Origin of the sequence: Acinetobacter sp. ANC 3903 (assembly GCF_002135315.1) — a bacterium.
GTDB lineage: Bacteria > Pseudomonadota > Gammaproteobacteria > Pseudomonadales > Moraxellaceae > Acinetobacter.
The window spans coordinates 13,672-33,962 of sequence record NZ_NEGA01000004.1; the positions used below are offsets into that span (position 1 = coordinate 13,672).

At 42.1% G+C, this 20,291-nt stretch carries 19 protein-coding genes; 6 read left to right on the forward strand and 13 right to left on the reverse strand.

Annotation, left to right across the window (positions count from 1 at the left end):
* Window positions 1–48: 48 nt before the first annotated feature.
* Window positions 49–1,206, reverse strand: coding sequence for a sensor histidine kinase (locus B9T29_RS03605; protein WP_086174612.1), 1,158 nt, complete (start codon window positions 1,204–1,206; stop codon window positions 49–51).
* On the opposite strand from B9T29_RS03605, the gene argH reads away from it, so the two are divergent.
* Entirely contained in the window at window positions 1,197–2,627 is a 1,431-nt protein-coding gene (argH, locus tag B9T29_RS03610; protein ID WP_171263972.1) for an argininosuccinate lyase, read from the forward strand. The two genes, B9T29_RS03605 and argH, sit on opposite strands and share 10 nt — an antisense overlap.
* Before the next feature lie 11 nt (window positions 2,628–2,638).
* On the forward strand, window positions 2,639–2,908 hold the full coding sequence (locus tag B9T29_RS03615; RefSeq protein ID WP_086174614.1) for an oxidative damage protection protein: 270 nt from the start codon (window positions 2,639–2,641) through the stop codon (window positions 2,906–2,908).
* Between the two features lie 573 nt (window positions 2,909–3,481).
* On the opposite strand, the gene pgsA is transcribed toward B9T29_RS03615, so the two are convergent.
* The 3 genes from pgsA to uvrC all read right to left on the reverse strand — a co-directional run bounded on the left by pgsA (window position 3,482) and on the right by uvrC (window position 6,881).
* Window positions 3,482–4,069, reverse strand: a complete 588-nt coding sequence (pgsA, locus tag B9T29_RS03620) for a CDP-diacylglycerol--glycerol-3-phosphate 3-phosphatidyltransferase (RefSeq protein WP_086174615.1) — start codon at window positions 4,067–4,069, stop codon at window positions 3,482–3,484.
* Between the two features lie 108 nt (window positions 4,070–4,177).
* Window positions 4,178–4,972, reverse strand: coding sequence for a thioesterase family protein (locus B9T29_RS03625; protein WP_086174616.1), 795 nt, complete (start codon window positions 4,970–4,972; stop codon window positions 4,178–4,180).
* Between the two features lie 109 nt (window positions 4,973–5,081).
* Window positions 5,082–6,881 (reverse strand): excinuclease ABC subunit UvrC, encoded by a 1,800-nt coding sequence (gene uvrC / locus B9T29_RS03630; protein ID WP_086174778.1) that lies wholly within the window; start codon window positions 6,879–6,881, stop codon window positions 5,082–5,084.
* A gap of 189 nt (window positions 6,882–7,070) precedes the next feature.
* On the opposite strand from uvrC, the gene B9T29_RS03635 reads away from it, so the two are divergent.
* The 3 genes from B9T29_RS03635 to fadA all read left to right on the forward strand — a co-directional run bounded on the left by B9T29_RS03635 (window position 7,071) and on the right by fadA (window position 11,981).
* Window positions 7,071–8,120 carry an AAA family ATPase gene (locus tag B9T29_RS03635; RefSeq protein ID WP_086174617.1) on the forward strand — a complete coding sequence of 350 codons (1,050 nt, stop codon included), beginning with the start codon at window positions 7,071–7,073 and terminating at the stop codon, window positions 8,118–8,120.
* Between the two features lie 522 nt (window positions 8,121–8,642).
* Window positions 8,643–10,796, forward strand: coding sequence for a fatty acid oxidation complex subunit alpha FadB (gene fadB / locus B9T29_RS03645; RefSeq protein WP_086174619.1), 2,154 nt, complete (start codon window positions 8,643–8,645; stop codon window positions 10,794–10,796).
* Between the two features lie 12 nt (window positions 10,797–10,808).
* Window positions 10,809–11,981, forward strand: coding sequence for an acetyl-CoA C-acyltransferase FadA (gene fadA / locus B9T29_RS03650; protein ID WP_086174620.1), 1,173 nt, complete (start codon window positions 10,809–10,811; stop codon window positions 11,979–11,981).
* A 29-nt stretch (window positions 11,982–12,010) separates the two neighbouring features.
* Here the strand turns inward: fadA and B9T29_RS03655 are convergent, their stop codons facing one another.
* The 4 genes from B9T29_RS03655 to B9T29_RS03670 form a co-directional block, all read right to left on the reverse strand.
* Entirely contained in the window at window positions 12,011–12,709 is a 699-nt protein-coding gene (locus B9T29_RS03655) for an MAE_28990/MAE_18760 family HEPN-like nuclease (RefSeq protein ID WP_086174621.1), read from the reverse strand.
* Between the two features lie 10 nt (window positions 12,710–12,719).
* Window positions 12,720–13,790, reverse strand: a complete 1,071-nt coding sequence (locus B9T29_RS03660) for a DUF262 domain-containing protein (RefSeq protein WP_086174622.1) — start codon at window positions 13,788–13,790, stop codon at window positions 12,720–12,722.
* Window positions 13,791–14,150: 360 nt separating this feature from the next.
* Window positions 14,151–15,017 carry an SAM-dependent methyltransferase TehB gene (gene tehB, locus B9T29_RS03665; protein ID WP_086174623.1) on the reverse strand — a complete coding sequence of 289 codons (867 nt, stop codon included), beginning with the start codon at window positions 15,015–15,017 and terminating at the stop codon, window positions 14,151–14,153.
* A gap of 204 nt (window positions 15,018–15,221) precedes the next feature.
* Window positions 15,222–15,494: a hypothetical protein gene (locus tag B9T29_RS03670; RefSeq protein WP_086174624.1), complete on the reverse strand. Its 273-nt coding sequence runs from the start codon at window positions 15,492–15,494 to the stop codon at window positions 15,222–15,224.
* Window positions 15,495–15,895: 401 nt separating this feature from the next.
* Here B9T29_RS03670 and B9T29_RS03675 point away from each other — a divergent pair, with 401 nt between their 5' ends.
* On the forward strand, window positions 15,896–16,615 hold the full coding sequence (locus B9T29_RS03675) for a hypothetical protein (RefSeq protein WP_086174625.1): 720 nt from the start codon (window positions 15,896–15,898) through the stop codon (window positions 16,613–16,615).
* 188 nt (window positions 16,616–16,803) lie between these two features.
* On the opposite strand, the gene B9T29_RS03680 is transcribed toward B9T29_RS03675, so the two are convergent.
* The 5 genes from B9T29_RS03680 to B9T29_RS03700 all read right to left on the reverse strand — a co-directional run bounded on the left by B9T29_RS03680 (window position 16,804) and on the right by B9T29_RS03700 (window position 20,103).
* Window positions 16,804–17,283, reverse strand: a complete 480-nt coding sequence (locus tag B9T29_RS03680; protein ID WP_086174626.1) for a hypothetical protein — start codon at window positions 17,281–17,283, stop codon at window positions 16,804–16,806.
* A gap of 270 nt (window positions 17,284–17,553) precedes the next feature.
* A complete protein-coding gene (locus B9T29_RS03685; protein ID WP_086174627.1) occupies window positions 17,554–18,288 on the reverse strand; it encodes a class I SAM-dependent methyltransferase in 735 nt (244 codons plus the stop codon).
* Window positions 18,289–18,316: 28 nt separating this feature from the next.
* Window positions 18,317–19,018, reverse strand: coding sequence for a hypothetical protein (locus B9T29_RS03690; protein ID WP_086174628.1), 702 nt, complete (start codon window positions 19,016–19,018; stop codon window positions 18,317–18,319).
* A gap of 30 nt (window positions 19,019–19,048) precedes the next feature.
* Window positions 19,049–19,498 carry a hypothetical protein gene (locus B9T29_RS03695; protein ID WP_086174629.1) on the reverse strand — a complete coding sequence of 150 codons (450 nt, stop codon included), beginning with the start codon at window positions 19,496–19,498 and terminating at the stop codon, window positions 19,049–19,051.
* 77 nt (window positions 19,499–19,575) lie between these two features.
* Entirely contained in the window at window positions 19,576–20,103 is a 528-nt protein-coding gene (locus tag B9T29_RS03700; RefSeq protein ID WP_086174630.1) for a hypothetical protein, read from the reverse strand.
* Between the last annotated feature and the right edge of the window lie 188 nt (window positions 20,104–20,291).

A 20,291-nucleotide genomic window follows, 5' to 3' on the forward strand; every position in this document is an offset into this window, starting at 1 on the left:
CCTCCTTCACAGTCAACATCATTTTTTTTATAGGTTAACTATGATCTTTTATTTATATCGATATTGCACAACTGTGGTAAATATTCCCTTCCCCGCATATGTCTGAAAAGTTGCCGAGCGACCATAATAAGCCTCAAGCCGCTGCTTCACATTTTCGACTGCAATACCATGTCCCTGTCTTAAGTTTATTTTATCCTGTGTATAAGGGTTAGTAATGACTATATTGACTTGATTTTGCAATATTTCAATCAATATGCTTATCGTACTCTTTGTTAGAAATTTTTCAACTCCATGAAAAATACTATTTTCCACTAAAGGTTGTAAAGTTAATAAAGGAATTTGTATCTGAGAAAAGATAACTTCATCGTCATATTTCCATTCTACCTGTAAGCGATCACCCAAGCGAATCTGTTCAATCGCCAGATAACGCTGGCACAGTTCAATTTCATCTTTTAAGCGCACCAGTTTAAGTTCTTTAAAACTGGCCCGAAATAGCTGTGATAAATTCAGTAACATTTGCTCTGCTTTATCCGGATCAATGGTAATTAAGCTAATTACAGTATTGAGGCTATTAAATAAAAAATGCGGATGGATCCGCGCCTGCATGGCCTGAATACGCGCATTCAATTCACTGTTTTGCTGCCGTGCCCACTGTTCACGCATATACAGATAGCGAAAACAAAAGCTTCCAATCAGTACCCCATAACTGAGATGTAGCACCACACCATCCAGTAAAACATCGCTGCTTAAATTGTGGATTTGAAAATTTTGCCCAAAGGAAATAAAACCGTTCAGCACCAGCGTGGTTAGTAGCACAATCATCTGTAGTAATACAAAACCCACAACCAGGCTTTGCCCAAAACTGAAGTGCTGAATTTTTTTATGCAAGCGCTCAAACAAGGCAACAAAAGCCAGCAACACCCAATCAATGAACAACATATATTGCAGCAGACGATCGACATTCAAGGCCGACCAGGATTGTGCTTCTGCCAGAGCCAGGATGACCGCCAAAATATTACTGGCAATAAATAATTCAATTAGATGTTGCCAATCCCCTATTTTCGTAAAAAAATAGGCGGAATTATTTTCCCCATCATTGGTATACGTCGAAGTTGGATCGACTTGTTTTTCGGCAAGTGATTCTGAATTTGCTATACTCTCATTCAAATTACTGCTTTTTATTTTATTGAGCCGATATGACCACATCTTCTAATTCCTCAAATCCGTCACAAGCCCAAACTTCGGGTATGTGGGGCGGTCGTTTCTCTGAAGCTACTGACGCATTTGTTGCTGAATTTACAGCATCTGTTCAATTTGACCAACGCTTTTATAAACAAGATATTGCAGGTTCTATTGCGCATGCAACCATGCTTGCCAAAGTTGGGGTTTTAACCGAACAAGAACGTGATGACATCATTAACGGTTTAAACACCATTAAAGCTGAAATTGAAGCAGGTGATTTCGAATGGCGTATTGACCTTGAAGATGTACATATGAATATTGAGTCGCGTTTGACTCAACGTATCGGCATCACAGGTAAAAAATTACATACCGGCCGTAGCCGTAACGACCAGGTAGCAACAGATATCCGTCTATACGTGCGTGATGAAATTGATGCCATTCTTCAATTATTAGAAAAACTGCAAAAAGGTATTTTGGGCTTGGCGGCTAAAAATACCAACACCATTATGCCTGGTTTTACTCATCTTCAAACGGCTCAGCCTGTGACTTTCGGTCACCACTTAATGGCCTGGTTTGAAATGCTGGTACGCGACTCAGAGCGTTTAATTGACTGCCGTAAACGTGTAAACCGTTTACCACTTGGTTCTGCTGCACTTGCGGGTACAACCTACCCAATCGAACGTGCTTACACGGCTGAACTTTTAGGTTTTGAAGCAGTATGTGAAAACTCGCTGGATGCTGTATCTGACCGTGACTTCGGCATTGAATTTAATGCTGCTGCATCTTTAATCATGATGCACTTGTCACGTATGTCTGAAGAAATGATTCTTTGGACTTCTGCTCAGTTCAAGTTCGTAAACATTCCAGACCGTTTCTGTACCGGCTCGTCAATCATGCCACAAAAGAAAAACCCGGATGTTCCTGAACTGATCCGTGGTAAGACTGGCCGTGTCTATGGCGACCTCATGAGCCTATTAACCTTAATGAAAGGTCAACCATTGGCTTATAACAAAGACAACCAGGAAGACAAAGAACCATTATTTGATGCCATCGATACCGTTCGTGGTTCACTCATGGCTTTTGCTGACATGATTCCTGCATTAGTTCCAAACATTGACATCATGCGTGAAGCTGCGCTTCGTGGTTTCTCAACTGCAACTGACCTTGCCGATTACCTGGTAAAAAATGGCGTTGCTTTCCGTGATGCGCATGAAATTGTTGGTAAAGCGGTAGCGCTTGGCGTTCAGGAATCTAAAGACTTGTCTGAATTGACACTTGAACAACTGCAACAGTTCTCTGACTTGATTCAAGCTGATGTATTTGAAAAAGCATTAACACTTGAAGCATCGGTCAATGCACGTAACCACATTGGTGGTACTGCACCAGCACAGGTGGAAGCTGCAATTGCACGTGCCTATACACGCTTAGAAAAACTTTACGCTTAAGGAAGAATGATATGTCTCGACAAGTTTTTTGCCGTAAGTATCAAACAGAAATGGAAGGTTTAGACTTTGCACCGTTCCCGGGTGCAAAGGGTCAGGAATTGTTTGAAAGTGTGTCTAAACAAGCCTGGCAGGAATGGCTTAAACACCAGACCACCTTGATCAATGAAAAACGTTTAAACGTGTTTGAACCGGATGCGAAAAAATTTCTTGAAGAACAACGTGAAAAATTCTTTAGCAATGATGAAACACTGGAAAAAGCCGAAGGCCTAAAGCCTGAGTAATGTTTAGAGCGTTGCTCTAAACATTAGGCAAGACAAGCACCGAAGGTGCGCGTAGGCAAACATTTGAAAAGCTCCTTAAATGGGGCTTTTCTTTTGTAAAGAGCACTGCTCCGCCACGCCGCAAGGCCTAAAGCTATGCTTTAGGTGAGCAAGACAAGGACGAAGTCCGCGTAAGCCGTAGTTTGAAAGAATATCTGATGAGGCTTTTTATCCTGTAGAAAAATCCGAATAAGACATTAATTCTCTATTTTATTTTTAATTTTAAAAATTCCACTTATCTCATAAATCTTTTTAACATTTAGAAATAACTGTAATTCAAAACTACATTTTTAAATAAATGTATACATTACAACACAATAAACCACATGATTTAGCCGCTTTCCTCTCCTATACTTGGTCTCAAGTAGATGGTTTCCATCTTATTACAACTATAAATATCCCCGATTTCAATCCTAGGTTTCCCCCAAAATCTAGGATTTTTTTTGTCTGCCTTTGTTGATTGTTTTTCCCAAAAAGTAGCATCTAAATAAAAAACGCCCATCAAGGACGTTTTTAAATTTTTTAAAGCTAAACTCAAGGCTGTTTTAAATAAGGCCAGGCAGCTTTTAAATAGATAAACATTGACCATAAGGTCAAAATCACCGCAGTGTAAAGCAATGCATAAGCCAACATTTCAAACGGTTGCCAATTCAGTAAAAACACCGAAATCGCAATCATCTGGAAAGCTGTTTTATATTTACCCACGGTGGATACAGCAACACTGGTACGCGCCCCCAGCTCGGCCATCCACTCACGTAAGGCAGATACTGTAATTTCACGTGAAATAATCACAATCGCTGCAAAAGCCATAGATATGCTCGGTTGCCATTGCACCAGAACAATCAGGGCAGCCGCAACCATGAGCTTATCGGCTACAGGATCTAAAAACCGGCCAAATGCAGATGTTTGGTTGAGTGAGCGCGCCAAATAGCCATCGAACCAGTCGGTTACTGCAGCAATCACAAAAATGGCCGTTAAAATAATGTGACGAGTCATATTTGTATCATGACCTACATCACCAACTGCAGGTGGCCAATATGCCACCAGCAAGAAAACGGGTATTAAAGCGATACGCGCCAAAGTCAAGATATTCGGAATATTCAGGATGCGACCTGTAGTCATAGACACCGCCAATTTTTCCCCTGTATGTACAATGAAAAACCACACATATTTTGAGGATTGATTCATCGTTAATTAGAGTCACTTTATACGAATTGCCCTAAAGTGTCACTAGGAAAACACGGTAACTGTCTGTCTGGAAATCGCAATCAGCCTATTTTCTGCATCCCAAAGATGGGCATATTCAGTGGAATAACCATCTGCGGCATAATCGGTAAATACTTTATATTTAAACCAATCTTGCAACTGATTTTTTAAAGGATGCACATAGGTCACATGCCAGGTCAGCGAACTGGCTGGCGCCATGCTGCTAAACATCGGCAGGACCCCGGGAGGCCACATATCAAAGGCCACCATCAAATCGGCAATCGTCATTTCCCGATTCTCATGCAGATCCGGATTAAACCGCATCCAGCCACTAAAATCAGGCTTCACACTTCCAGTGCATGGATACTGCCCATCTACCCAGACCAGGTCCATCTGGTCAAAACATTCCGGCGCTAGAGGATGATGTACCGCAATATTTAATTGCTCAGGTGCCGGAAACTCTGGTGCAATGCGTTCCTGTTGTACCGAAATCGCCGACTGGCGCTGGGTACCAAAACTGGCAATCAAAATACTTTGCACCACATCATCCTGCCAGAGTCGCACTTCGACCGTGGTCACAGACTTGCCTTGACGCAAGATTTCAGCGCTTAATCGAACCGGTGCCATTTGCACAGGACCAACAAAGGTTACGCTGGTGCTTAATAACTGTTTTTCCGCATCTGCAACGGCGAGCAATGCCTTGTGCATCATCATCCCGGCCACCAGTCCTCCATAAATGGTGCGCCCCTGTAACCAGCCTTCGGGAATATTGGCCCATTCATCCTGTTCAATTGCTGTAAATAATTGGCGCAGTGACATCCTTCGTCCTTTGGATTTTTTGACTGACTCTATCTTTCACTTATTTTTAAGTGTTGTGAATGATCAATGACTCAAGCGTCAGTGAGCACTTTGGCCAATTTGCCTGCATTTATTCATGCAGCACCTTATAAATTGTTCTGGCCATCACGTCTCCAAGGCCGGGTACCAGCTTCAAGTCATTTTCCGAGGCTTTCAGTACCCCCTGAATGCCGCCAAAATGAGTCAGCAGATCACGACGGCGCTTGGGGCCAAGACCCGGAATTACTTCCAGTACCGATGAGCCACGTTTCTTGTCGCGTTTGGCACGGTGTTTGGTAATGGCAAAACGGTGCGCTTCATCGCGTACCTGCTGAATCAGATGCAGCGCTTTATGGTCTTCAGGTAACTGGATTTTTGTGCCATCGGTAAAATGTAAAGTTTCCAGGCCGGGTTTACGCCCCTCGCCTTTGGATACTCCGACCATAAAGGCATCCAATCCTAGCTCCTGCATCACTTGCATCGCCATATGCAATTGCCCTTTACCGCCATCAATCAGCAGCAAATCTGGCAACATGGCTTTTTTATAGCGACGGGTCAGCGCTTGGCGCATGGCTGCATAATCATCACCGCCGGTAATATCATCAATGGAAAACTGGCGATAATCACGTTTCCGTGCACCGCCCGAATCAAATACCACACAGGACGCAATAGTGGCTTCACCCATGGTATGCGAGATATCAAAGCATTCAATCCGGTCAATCGGACGTCCCACCACCTGTTCCAGCTGATGAAAGCGTTCATTCAGTTCAAAATGGTTGGCCAGCTGCCCTTTAATGGCATGCTGCACATTCATATTGGCCAGTTCCAGCCATTCGGCCCGGGTTTCCCGAACATTGTGCTTAATCTGTACTTTCTTGCCGAATTCCTGTTGCAGTGCCTGTTCCAGCTCTTTGCGATCCGGAATTTCAACATTCACAATCAGCTCGGCAGGCACTTCATCGGCCACCTGAAAATAAAAGTTCGCCATGAAGTCAGACAGCATCTGTCCCAGATCATCACCTAACATATCCGGGAAATAACTTTTACCACCGAGCATTTTGCCATTACGTACATGCATGATTTGCACGCAAGTCACCCCGGCATGATAGGCAATGGCCAGAATATCGGCCTCGCCCTTGAGTTTATAAATCGCCTGTTGCGACTGCACATCGCGCAGCAGCGCCATACGGTCACGATAAAATACCGCTTTTTCAAATTCCAGTGCTTCTGCTGCCGCTTCCATTTTGGCAATCAGTTCTTGATTCAGCTCTTTGGTATCTCCCTGTAAAAAGCGAATCGAGTTATTGACATCTTCCTGATAATCTTCAGGCGAAATCAGCCCCACACAAGGCGCGGTACAGCGTTTAATTTGGTACTGCAAACAGGGACGTTTGCGCTGGGCAAAATAGCTGTTTTCACACTGCCGCACATTAAACAGTTTTTGCAGTACCACCAAGGTATCGCGGGCATTATAGGCACTGGGATAAGGCCCAAAAAACTTGCCCACCTGATGCTTGCCTTTGCCTCGCCCTGAAGCAATGCGCGGATAAGGCTTGTCACTGGAAACAAAGATATAAACGTAGGATTTATCATCGCGCAGCATGATGTTATAAGGCGGACGATGCAGCTTGATCAGGTTCTGTTCAAGTAATAAGGCTTCGGTTTCCGAACGCACCACCAGCGTTTCAATATCATAAATCCGCGCCACCAAAGCCTGAGTCTTGGGATGTTCAATGGTTTTCACGAAGTAGCTGGACACACGGTTTTTCAGATTTTTGGCCTTGCCGACATACAACAGTTCGCCGTCCTTACCCAACATGCGGTACACGCCCGGTAAAGTGGTCATATGGGCTAAAATCTTTTCAATATGTTCTCGTGCGTTTTCGTTCACATTCAGCCTTAGTACAATTGTCTTTGCTTTGCTACATGATGTGATGGTTTTCACGCCATTTTCAAGCCAATGCCCTGTTTTTATCGCGATCATACAAAGTTCCAGCAATCACCTGATTGCTAAAAGCTATAAGTAAATTGCACGTATTTTGCTATGCTCAAGCCATCTGAACAATTTGGATCAAACTGAATGACGACTCCCAATCACGCCATGCATATCGTCAAGCCAACTCCTTCAACGCATAGCATATCTGAAAAAGATAAACTGATTGGCAAGTCGCGTTTTCATTTTGAACCGCTTAAAGTCATGCAGCTGTTGAAGCAGCGCATTATTGGACAGGATGCGGCACTGCATGAAATTGAAAAAATGCTGCATGTGGTCAAAGCCGATTTTTCCAGTCCCGAACGTCCATTGTCCGTGACCTTAATGCTTGGTCCAACCGGTGTAGGCAAGACCGAAACGGTACGCTTAATTTCTGAGGCTATTTATGGCCGTCCGGATGCCTTTTGCCGCATCGACATGAACACTCTGGCACAGGAACATTATGCGGCAGCCATTACCGGCGCACCTCCGGGTTATGTCGGCTCGAAAGAAGGTCATAGCCTGTTTGATGAAACAGCGATTGCCGGCAGTCATACCCGCCCGGGGATTGTACTGTTTGATGAGCTGGAAAAAGCTTCCACAGAAGTGATTCGTGGCCTAATGAATGTACTCGATACTGGCAAACTGATCTTGACCTCCGGCACCAAAACCATCGACTTCCGTAACTGCATGATCTTTATGACCAGTAATGTCGGGGCACAAGCTGCGCAGCAATATCTGGACAAACTGAATTTTCTACCTCAGAAAATGCAGGATCTCTGTCTGAAAAAAGTGCCGACCAAAACCATCATTGAAAAAGTCATGTTTAGAAAATTCGATCCCGAGTTTTTAAACCGGATTGATCGCACTCTGCACTATCACGCCGTTCAGGAGAATGCCCTGCCAAAACTGGTGGAGATTGAACTGGAAAAACTCAATCAACGCTTGCAGCATCAAAAGCGTGCGGTGATTTTAACCGATGCAGCCAAAACCCACTTCTATAAAGGTCATGATATCCGTTTTGGCGCACGCCATTTAGCCCGCAGAATGCGAACTGAACTGGAACCGATTCTGGCCATTTACTTTTTAAATTATCCTGAAAAAGCTCAGCTCACGGTGAATTTTGCTGATGGTCAATTGATGATTCAAGCTGAATAAGCTTCTGAATAGCCTTCTAAATAGCCTTCTACATACCCGGCTAAACTCTCTATGCAGTCAGACATTCGGCAGCGTATTTGACTGCAAACTGCGTTCACTTTTATTTCAATGAAATACGCATCAGCGCTGCTATTTGCAATCTTTTGCTTAAAACCTTGCCACAAGCATGACTTGACTGAGCGCTAAATTTAGCTCAATTGACCTTTTTGACCAAAACAAAGCCATAAAAAACTTGAAATCCGGTACTTAGCCCGGATATAAATAGTCACGAAATTATTAAAAAATCCTAATTTAAACAAAAAGTTCATCACATTTTTACCCAGCACAGTAAAAATAAAGCTGCCCACTACAAGGGTTTGTTGAAAAAAAATTGATGACCCTTGCGTCACGGCTTGATACAACTTGTTATGTTCTTTTTGGATATAGTTATCGTAAGATTGGCGAAGCATAAATGTACGCTGAAATTGCGTACACGCTTCACAACATCAACTTAGAAGTCCTCCAAAATAAAGGAGATCAGGCATGATCCACGCTGGCAATGCCATTACCGTCCAAATGCTTTCGGACGGAATTGCAGAATTCCGCTTTGACTTACAAGGTGAGTCGGTCAACAAATTTAACCGTGCAACAATTGAAGATTTTAAAGCTGCAATTGAAGCGGTTAAAGCAAATAGCGAAGTAAAAGGTTTAATCGTTACCTCAGCTAAATCAACATTTATCGTTGGCGCTGACATCACTGAATTCGGTGAAAACTTCGCACAAGGCGAACAAGCGATTGTGGATTGGGCATTGCCTGTTCACGGCATCTTCAATGCATTTGAAGATTTAGAGATTCCTAAAGTTGCTGCAATCAATGGTATGGCATTGGGCGGCGGCTTTGAAATGTGCCTGGTGTGTGACTACCGTGTAATGTCAGAAGCGGCTCAAGTCGGTCTTCCTGAAATCAAACTCGGTATCTTCCCTGGCTTCGGTGGTACGGTTCGTTTAAGCCGTGTAATCGGTATCGACAACGCGGTTGAATGGATGGCGATGGCTAATCCTAAAAAACCTGCTGCTGCGCTGAAAGATGGTGCTGTTGATGCTGTGGTTGCTGCGGACAAACTACAAGACGCTGCGATTGACCTGGTAAAACAAGCAATTGCTGGCCGTTTGGACTGGAAAGCTAAACGCCAGGAAAAACTTGACCCTGTTAAGTTGAACATGCTTGAGCAAATGATGGCATTCAACTCAGCAAAAGGTGCGGTTCTTGCAAAAGCAAACCCTGCGCAATACCCTGCGCCTAAACTTCTTCTTGATTCATTACAGGCAGGTGCAAGCCTTCCACGTAACGAAGCATTGAAATTTGAAGCTGAAGGTTTTGCAAAAGCTGCAGTAACACCACAAGCAGGCGCGTTGATCGGTTTATTCATCAACGACCAGATCGTGAAGAAAACCTCTAAGCGCTATGAAAAAGGTGCGCATCCTGTCAACCAGGCAGCTGTACTTGGTGCAGGTATCATGGGTGGCGGTATTGCTTACCAGGCGGCAAGCAAAGGCACACCAATCATCATGAAAGACATTGGTAATCCGCAACTTGCTTTGGGTATGAAAGAAGCAAACGGTTTACTGACCAAGCAAGTTGAACGCAAGAAAATGACCCCTGCAAAAATGGGTGAAACTCTTGCGCGCATTCGCCCGACTTTAAGCTATGACGAGTTTAAAGAAGTGGACATCGTGATTGAAGCAGTAACGGAAAACCCTAAAGTGAAGGGTATCGTACTTGCTGAAACCGAGAAAAACGTTCGCGAAAACACGATCATTGCATCAAATACATCTACGATTTCAATCACACGTTTGGCTGAAAACCTGCAACGTCCTGAAAACTTCGTTGGTATGCACTTCTTTAACCCTGTTCACATGATGCCATTGGTAGAAGTGATTCGTGGTGAGAAGACTTCTGCTGAAGCGATTGCGACCACTGTTGTTCTTGCTCAGAAAATGGGTAAAACACCAATCGTAGTGAACGACTGCCCGGGCTTCCTGGTAAACCGCGTATTGTTCCCTTACTTCGGTGCATTTGACCTTCTACTTAAAGACGGTGCGGACTTCCAGCAAATCGATAAAGTGATGGAAAAATTCGGCTGGCCTATGGGTCCTGCTTACCTTATGGACGTTGTCGGTATCGACACTGGCGTTCACGGTGCAGAAGTGATGGCTGAAGGCTTCCCTGACCGTATGAAACCGGACTTCAAAGGTTCGATTCAAACCATGTACGAAGCAAAACGTCTGGGTCAAAAGAATGACGTTGGTTTCTACAAGTATGAACTTGACCGTAAAGGCAAAAAAGCCAAAGTGGTTGATCCAACTGCGTATGAGCTTGTTGCATCTGTTGCAACTGCGGAAAAACGTGAATTTGACGCTCAGGAAATTATTGACCGTATGATGCTGGCTTTCTGTAACGAAACTGTTCGTTGCCTGGAAGACAACATTGTAGCAACTGCTTCTGAAGCAGATATGGCGATGATCATGGGTGTTGGTTTCCCTCCATTCCGTGGCGGCCCTGCACGTTACATCGACCAAACAGGTGTTGCTGAATACGTTGCACTTTGCGACAAATATGCACACTTAGGTAAGGCTTATGAAGCGCCACAAATGTTGCGTGACATGGCTGCTAACAACAAAAAATTCTACGGTTAAGGAGCAACGTGAATGGCTACTTTAAATCCGCGTGACGTTGTCATCGTTGATGGCGTACGTTCAGCAATGGGTAAAACCAAAAACGGTATGTTCCGCAATGTACGTGCTGACAGCTTATCTGCTGAATTAGTTCGCACATTGGTTGCTCGTAACCAGTTTGATGTCAACGAAGTTGAAGACCTGATCTGGGGCTGTGTCAACCAGACGCTTGAACAAGGCATGAACATTGCCCGTAACATTGGCTTATTGGCTGACTTGCCTAAAACTGTGGCAGGCCAAACAGTCAACCGTCTGTGTGGTTCTTCTATGCAGGCCATCCACACGGCTGCGGCGCAAATTGCAACGAATCAGGGTGATATCTTCATCATTGGTGGTGTTGAACACATGGGCCACGTAGGTATGATGCATGGCATCGACCTTAACCCGGAAGCGTCTAAGCATTATGCGAAAGCATCTAACATGATGGGCTTAACCGCTGAAATGTTAGGTCGCATGAACGGCATTAGCCGTGAAGAACAGGATGCGTTCGGTGTTGAATCGCACCGCCGCGCTTGGGCTGCAACACAAGAAGGTCGTTTCAAAAACGAAATTATTGGTGTTGAAGGTCACGATGCAAACGGTTTCAAAATCCTGTGCGACATCGACGAAGTGATTCGTCCAGATGCCAATCTTGAAGCATTCCAGGCTTTACGTCCAGCATTTGACCCGAAAGGCGGTACGGTAACTGCTGCAACATCTTCAGCGTTGTCTGATGGTGCTTCTGCAATGTTATTGATGTCTGCTGAACGTGCGCAAGCGCTTGGTCTTAAGCCACGTGCTGTGATCCGCTCTATGGCGGTTGCAGGCTGTGATGCTGCAATCATGGGTTACGGTCCGGTTCCAGCAACGCAAAAAGCGCTTAAACGTGCTGGCTTGTCAATTTCTGATATTCAGACTTTTGAATTGAACGAAGCGTTTGCTGCACAAGGCTTGTCGGTTCTTAAAGGCTTAGGCATTTATGACCAGCAAGACCGTGTAAACCTGAACGGTGGTGCGATTGCACTGGGTCACCCATTGGGTTGTTCTGGTGCGCGTATCACGACTACTTTGCTGAACGTAATGGAACAGCAAGATACACAAATCGGTCTTGCGACTATGTGTATCGGTCTTGGTCAAGGTATCGCAACGATTATCGAACGTGTTTAATTCTTAAATACTAAGATAAAAAACCCCGCTTATTGCGGGGTTCTTTGTCTGAGAATTTCTTTAATATATAATTTATCTGTTAAATAAGTTTCAAGCTTTTGTATACAATTATCCAATATACGAATAACTAAAGCATGTCGCTCAATTATTACATTGGCAGTTTTCACATAAGCAACTGTAGGTTTTTCTCGACCATGAGCTACAGCATTCCTTTTTTCCACAATTTCATCTATAGCTATTTGATCAAGCCTATTCATTTCCAGATCTATACTAAATAAATTATAGATATCAATTAAAACCTTTGACCAACAGTTAGTAATGTTTTGATTTATATAGTCTAATTTTAGATCTAGAATTTTATCATCGTGGTGGATTTTCTCGTAAATTTTAGCAATTTTAGATAAATTATTTGATTTTGCTATTGATACCGATTTAAAAGAGTTAAGTTCATTAGTAAATATAAATGGATATAATTCACTTGAAATTTGAACATATGAAAGATCGTAACTTTTTATCGTATCGAAAAACTCATTAAATAAAACAGTTAATGTTTTTTCAATAACACCATAAAGATAAACCGGAACTAATCCTTTTAATGAATTCAAATATTCTCTTACATGCTGAACACCCTCTCTTAATGATTTATCTTCTAACTCTTTTATCTTTTGAATAAAAATTAAAGATTCATTAGAGTATTCTCTTAAGGTAGCTTTTGATTGTTCCAACATTTCGTGCAGCCTAGACTAAATTAGACAATACGTATTCAAGTCTCTTATTTAGCTTCGATTGACTATTCGTAGCACCTGTGGTGTAAGATTTTAGCTCTACATCATTTAATAAATTATTCAATTTAAATTTATCTATTGACTGTTGTGAGTGTTTCAAATGACTGGCTACTCCTACACTGATAGCCTCAAATAAAACTACGGGTGTAATAGTTTTTCTATTACCTCTTACAATCCCTTCTTCAAGTAATGAGTCAAGTATAAAAAAAGTATCTTCAAAAATTTTCTTATAAGCAACTTGGTCAAAAGTATTAGTAACTTGATATTTCATATAATCATTGAGAAAGTCTTTCACATCATGAACAAATTTATCTTTCCATTCTAAATATGCAAAAAATCTTAAAACCATTTCTTCATACATTGATTCTTTGGACTTAGCTCCTAACTTAACTACATTTCTAAAGTGGGTGTTTTTCGAACATTCTTTTAATAAATCATTAAATGGACCCTGATATACGCAATTTCGTATTTCTTGAGGTTCTAAAATAATTCCTCCTGTATTTAATCTTTCAAATAAATCATACCTTACGCCCTCATCACTTTTATCATTTAGAACAGTGACTTTGATAGGTCTATGTTTAAACATAGTTTGTATAGTAGTAGGCAACTCAGTAAAACAGAAACCATTAAACTCAGTAAGTTTTTCTAAACCTGTTAATTTTAATGGGGTATATGAAATTTTATTTTTACCTTTATTCGCTAGTAAATTTAAAGCTTCTTTATCTCCTATGAATCTAATGAGTGTTGTTAGACGTTGTAGTCCATCTACTACTTCCCAAGAAAAATCATTATTAGTAGCCATAAATAAACTTGGTACAGGGATTCCTAATAATAAAGATTCAATTAATTGAGATTGCCTTACATCATCCCAAACAAAATGTCGCTGATACTCTGGAGATATTCTTAAGGTATTCTCTTGAAACATATCAACTAATTGTCTTACAGCTAAATCATAAGTATCAAATGACACTTCCATGCGATTTTTTGATAATTGTTGTTGCATTGCTAGATCATTTTTAGCCATTCTTCTTCCAACCAAATGATTTATTTCAAAAGTAATTTTAAATTATATCTATTTAAAACTAATTCTACTAAAGAATTAACTAAGAGTAGATTTTGGAAAAAGTTATATAACAAATAGAGAAGCGGCGCATAACTGTTACTCTTTTGTAAATTTAATTGAATATTCAATCATTAAAATCCTATTCATCAGCCAGTTAAGCTCCATAGGAGTATCATATTTCTATCCCTTCCCTCCTTTTTCTCCTATTGGATTTAACATGACTAAACTACTGAAACAGCGATAAAAACTGAGAAAAAAGCTAATTTTCCTAGTTTAAAAACATCTGATTTAAATTTGGAAAGCTAGACCAAGGTAAATCTTTTATTCAACCTTCTGCGCCAACAACGTTGCAAAATGCTGTTTAATCCGGTTCCCCTGTGCATCCACACGATGCAACTCACCGACATTTTCATTGTATTTGACAATTTTCCAGCCTTCATACAAAGCACTTAGCTCCCCTGGCTTAAAGGCAAATGGAAAATCAGCCTGTGCCGGAAGGTCGTCCGTATCCATCGCACAAACAATCAGGTTATAGCCTCCCGGAACAGTCGCTTGTTGCATCTGCGCAATCAGCGGTTTCACCGTTTGGGCTTCTAAAAACATCATTACCACAGTACAGCAAATAAAGTCATAACGGCCGGTAATACTTGGGTCTGCATTTAAATCACGCTGTTGCACCTGGATATTATCAATCTGCTCGCTCTGGATAATTTGTCTTAAGGTTTGCAGGCTGTTTTCATTGACATCCCAGGCATCCACCTCAAAACCATGCTGACTTAAATACAGCGCATTACGTCCCTGTCCGCAGCCGACATCCAGGGCACGGCCACCTTGTAAATACGGCGTAGCGGCTAAAATTTCCGAATGCGTAGGTGAAAGCTGATATTTTTTGGTGAAGTAATCCTGTGGCAGACAGTAAAATTGCAGCTGACATTCAACATCATCACTGGCAGAAACAATTTTATGCCACGCTTGCGGTTCAATAAATGGAGGCTGCTGCTCTGGGCTAAACACATGTTCAGACTGTACGCTACCCGACTCATCCAGCATGGCAAAATGCAGCTCACCCTTGAATACCGTCAGTTTTGCCCAGGTGCCGGCTTTGGTATTGTGCTGATTTTTAAAACCTTGCGGAATACTCTGCTGTGTCCAGACAGGAAGTTCTTTATAACAAATAAGCTGTTGCATAAAAGACTGCGCTCCAAAGCATCGGTGGTCGGGCTGAAATCAATCAGTTGATGATCTATGTTTTTAGCATAGCCCGTTCCGCAGCAGATTGAAATAAGCCAGCGACATGCCATTCAGGCAAACCAAAAACCCTATAGAAAAGCAAAAAACTGCCCGATACGGACAGTTTTTTGGGAAACTTTAAAAAGCGAGATAAATATTTTTTTAATGCAGCAGTTGTTCGCGCAACCATTCGATATATTTTTCTTGATCCATAAAGTCGGGGGCGCTACCAGTATCCAGACTGTAATAATGCTGATTAAACTGAATCACAATCTGCTCGGTATGATGCCAGTCTTCAATCATTTTAAAGTATTGATTAAAGAAAAAACGGTTTTTACCCCAATTGTTCAGACTTTCCAGTTTCGGGTATTTTTTATTTTCAACAAATTCACTGTATACATGCTGAATATCATCAAAAACGTGTAGGGTTTTCATGACTCACCTGCCTAGATTTCATGTCGTGATCTTTGCGACTGTTTTAATCTAGCAACCGAATTTGAACGGCAAATGACAGTCCTATTGCAAAACTGTCATGTTTGAAAAAATAAGATTCCTGTGTTCAACTGCATGAGCGTTTTACCCGGTAAAGCCCAAGAAAAATCCAATCATTACAATTATTAAAAATATCAGTTTCTATTTAATCAAACCCGTATAGGACTAAGAACTCACAAAGCAGTGTAACCCATTTGCAACATCATGTTATCACTCTGTAAATTTAGTGGAATATTCATACAATCAAGCACATCCGAACCGTTCTGTTAAAACAAGTCAGTATCTTGAGCGTTAAAATAACCAGTACAAAAACCCTCTTTATTCTCACTATTGAGTTTACCAACATGAATACTATTAAAACTGCTGTAGCGATCGCTTTAGTTGCAGGTACTACATCTGCTATGGCTGCTACTGCTGTAGAAACAACTCCAGCCGCTAAAGTTGCTGCTGCAAAAGCACAAGTAAAAACAGATGCTGCAAAAACTGCGACTGCTGTTAAAACCACTGCTGTTGCGACTCAAGCAAAAACTGCTGCCGTAGCTAAAACTGCTGCTCATACAACAGTAGCTGCCAAAGATGCTGTAGTGGCAAAAGCTGCTGACGCAAAACAAGCGACTGTTGCTAAAACTGTTCAAGCAAAAGACGCTGCTGCGCACAAAACTGTAGCTGCCAAAGATGTTGTAGTCGCAAAAGCTGCTGATGCAAAACAAGCGACTGTTGCTAAAACTGTTCAAGCAAAAGACGCTGCTGCGCACAAAACTGTAGCTGCCAAAGATGCGATAGTAACTAAAACTGCTCAAGCAAAAAAAACTGCCGTAGCTAAAACCACTCAAGCAAAAGATGTAACTGTAGAAAAAACTGTAGCTGCGAAAGATGCTGTGGTAGAAAAAGCAGTTGAAGTGAAAGATGCGACTGTTACAACAACCACTGAAGCAAAAGATGCAACTGTAGAAAAAGCGACTGAAGTTAAACAAGCTGTTGCTGAAAAAGCGGATGCGGTTAAAACTGAAGTAAAAGCTGAGAAAAAATCATTCTTCTCTTGGTTTAAAAAATCTGCTGCTTAATCTTGCCTGAACGCATATGAGCGCTAAAAAAGATGCCATCTGCTGGCATCTTTTTTTATTTCAGCAGCTTTTTTTCTTTCTGGTTTAAGCAAGTCACGTATCTTAATACAGATTAAAAAATCCTGAATTAAAAACGGGTATCTCTTCCTGTTTGGTATTGTTCACACATATAGCAAAAGCCTGATTGCTTAATTTCGCCGAGTATTTTCCAACACACCCAATGAAATTTGTTCTCGAGCGATTTGTACATTCACGGCATTACGGTTTATGCCAAAAGGCTCAAGCAGTACATACAGGCCTTCTCGTGGGTCTGATGATTGCAAACCCCGGGCAATGGCCAGAACATATTGCTGTAGTGGCAATGGCAGACTGTTGATGTCTGGCATAGGGGGTTCAGGAACCAGATCTATAGTCATCACAATAGTAGGATCTACCACAAAATTCTGGGCATCCATTTGGATTTGCATAATCCGGTGCTGCAAGGCTTTCTCTCGTTGATGATCATGTGGATCATACATGACCTGTACTGTTTCGGCTTCAGCTCTTAACTCCGAATCCGTTAAGGGGCTTAATTCAGGTGCATCAGCTATATCGGCAAAAGTAGATGAAATGGAAAAACTTCCGGCAATCGCTACGATTGCACAGGACAATTTTTTTAGCAGGTTCATGGCAGTTCTACTCAACAATGAATTGAAGTAAACAAACAACCGTCGACACCTGTAATTGTATAGCGTATGCGCCTTTCAGCCAGTTAGCCCTGACTAATGGTCTTGCAGGACATTCTAACTTTCGTTAAAAAAGCTGCCCATTTCACCACTTAAAAAACAGGAGAACTGCGTCGATAAAAAAGCTCTACGCTGGATCATGTTTCTATAAATCAGATTTTTATCTTCCCTTGCTTATGCTGCCCTGCTGACATAAAAATTCCGTCATAATCTTTATTTTTCTCGCATTCCAACGCGTAAAAGTACAGGAAATGTTACATCTAAGGGTTCGGATGCAGCTTGCAAAGCCTCTGAAATCGGCTGTAATGGATCATGCGTGTTGTGATCCTGATAATGTTTCAGCGCTGACCAGGTTTTCAAATAACTGAGCAGTTGCTGTCCTGTCCACTGATAATGTAAATGCAGTTCCGGTACAGTTTGTTCCTGAAAAGGAAATGGAATGGTTTGATACAGCTCATCAATATAACGGCGTTCACTGTCCCAATAGCCTTTTAAGGTTTCAAAATACAGCTGCTGAACCAAACGGTTAATCGCAGCATCCTGTACTTCAATGAGGCCATAACCAATGGCAGCGAACACGCCTTGCGGTTTAAGCACCCGTTTAATTTCTTTATAAAATGCCTCAAAGTCAAACCAGTGAATCGCTTGTGCCACAGTCACCAAATCGAGGGACTGCTCTGGAATAGTGGTCTGCTCTGCCGCTTGTACCTGATAGCTGACATTTTCAAAATAAGGCGCTTGTTGTAACTGAGCCTCGCTAATATCTGTAGCCAGCACATGCTCGAAATATGGAGCCAGAAGCTGGGTAAACTGACCTGAGCCAGCGCCGCAATCCCAGGCAAAAGTTCGTTCTGGTACATGACGTAAAATTTCTTTGACAATTTGGATGGAATAGCTCGGACGGGCCTGCTTATAGCGCAAACTATTGCTGGAAAAAAGATCTTTCATTTAACGATGCTCAAATATTTTTATCAGTTTAATCAATAATCTGATCGATTCTAAAACTGGTCTGGGCAATGGGCACCAGCTGATCATTCAATTGATAATATTTAACATCGTATGTCCCCACTTTCCAGCCTTTTACCGGATTAAAACTGACCCAGTTCTGTTCCCGATTGGCACTGATGCGCTGCGGCATAAAAAACAGCACTTCACCTGTAGCCTGGTTGCTCCAGCGAACAAAAACCTGCTGGTTATTCGGCGTTTTTCCTAAAGTATCAAAATGGGCAAAAAGCTGTTGTCCGGCATAAATCTGTCTCGGCAGCACGTTATTGGTTATATATTGTTGCTGCGCCGTAACGTTGGCCTGACCGGTCATAGCTTCATTAGGATTATTTTTTGCATCGACAAATTCACCGACCAGACGTTTGGCAAACTCGTGCTTGTTGTGGATAGCAGATAAATCATAATCCGGAAAAGCCTGCGACAGATACTTATCGATCTGCTCGGGTGTGGCCTGATCGATAACACTATTGACTTGGGTTTTCTGTTTTTTCAGCTGTTGCTGCAATACCTGATGATTATCAGGTTGCGCTTGCGTGTTTTGCTGAATAGTCTGGATAAAATTTTCCACAGCCATATCCTGAGTATGCTCAGGAACAGATGGTTCAGATTCAGGCTTGGATGGGGCAACAAAATAGCCCAATCCAAAACACAGCATGCCAATCAGCAGTGGCATCACAAATTTCATGCGGCTTAAATACACGACTTAGTTGCAGCGAATGGTTTCAGTCAGGTTTCCGACCGTTATATTCAAGCTACCTGTAGGAAATAATGCCCCTGCAGCGACTTGCTGCCTGGTCAAATTGGTTCCTGAAAGCAGTCTTAATCCTTCCGAAGTACAAAGTCCGGTTTGGGTATCATTGGTCAGTCTTGCCACACAGCCATTTACCGTCACTTGATGGATATTTGCTCCAGGTTGAGCACATAGCTGAGTAATAACAACTGAAGAAGGTGATTCCAGCTCACAGGCTGAACAGTCCTGATTTGCGCCACCACAGGCATTGGCCGCTTTTTCACTGCGGCAAATAAAAGTTTGCGTACCAAAGGTAAAGGTTTTCTCAAAAGAAGAGTTGAAGTGATCTTCAAATCCACTACCACCACAAGCCGTGACCAACACCGATAAAAAAGTGAGTACGGGGAGCGCGATTCTTTTCATTGTGGAGTCTCCAATAGTTATTGCTTTGATTCTATAAGAAAGAAATCCTCAACCTGTGGAAATGTAAAGCGAGAAAATTATTGCATTTTCGGTGTCGGTACCACAGGTAAAGGAGGATTATTCACAGAACGTTCAAGCGTACCAATATTGATATTGTTCAGGTTAATCTGTAGATGCGTACCACGTTCGAGGGGCTGCATACTGTTGCTACGGTCTATGCCAAAGGGTTGCAACATAATATACAAGCCTTGCGTAGGATCACTCGACTGTAAACCCTGAGCAATATTCAATACATGTTGTTGCAGTAAGGGAGGTAAGGAAGTTAGGTCTGGCTGTGATTGTAAGGGCTGAATTTCAAGATTGGCAACCACATGGCTGTCTATCATAAAGTTTTGGGCTTCACGTGAATTACGAATTATTTGATGCTGTAAAGCACGGCGATTCATCTCATCATTCTGATACGGCACAATCCCTGTTTCTTTACGTAATTCTGGCTCAGCCAACACTTGCAGGGTCGGCAAGGTCACAGTGTCATCCGCATGGGCCATCATGCTTTCTATACAACCGAACATCAACACCAACGCAGAGATTTTTAGAAGATTCATAAGCTTGACTCGTAACGTAATTTCAAGGCAATGCAGCTTCACACCATGCAAGGAAAATGCTTCTCACTGCAACTGTATACGTTATAGCCTACATGAAATTCCGTTTTTGCTCACATTAACTCAGATAAACGGTGTTTTAATCACCACAATGATTAATGATATTTGATTCTTATTGCTGTTTTATCGCA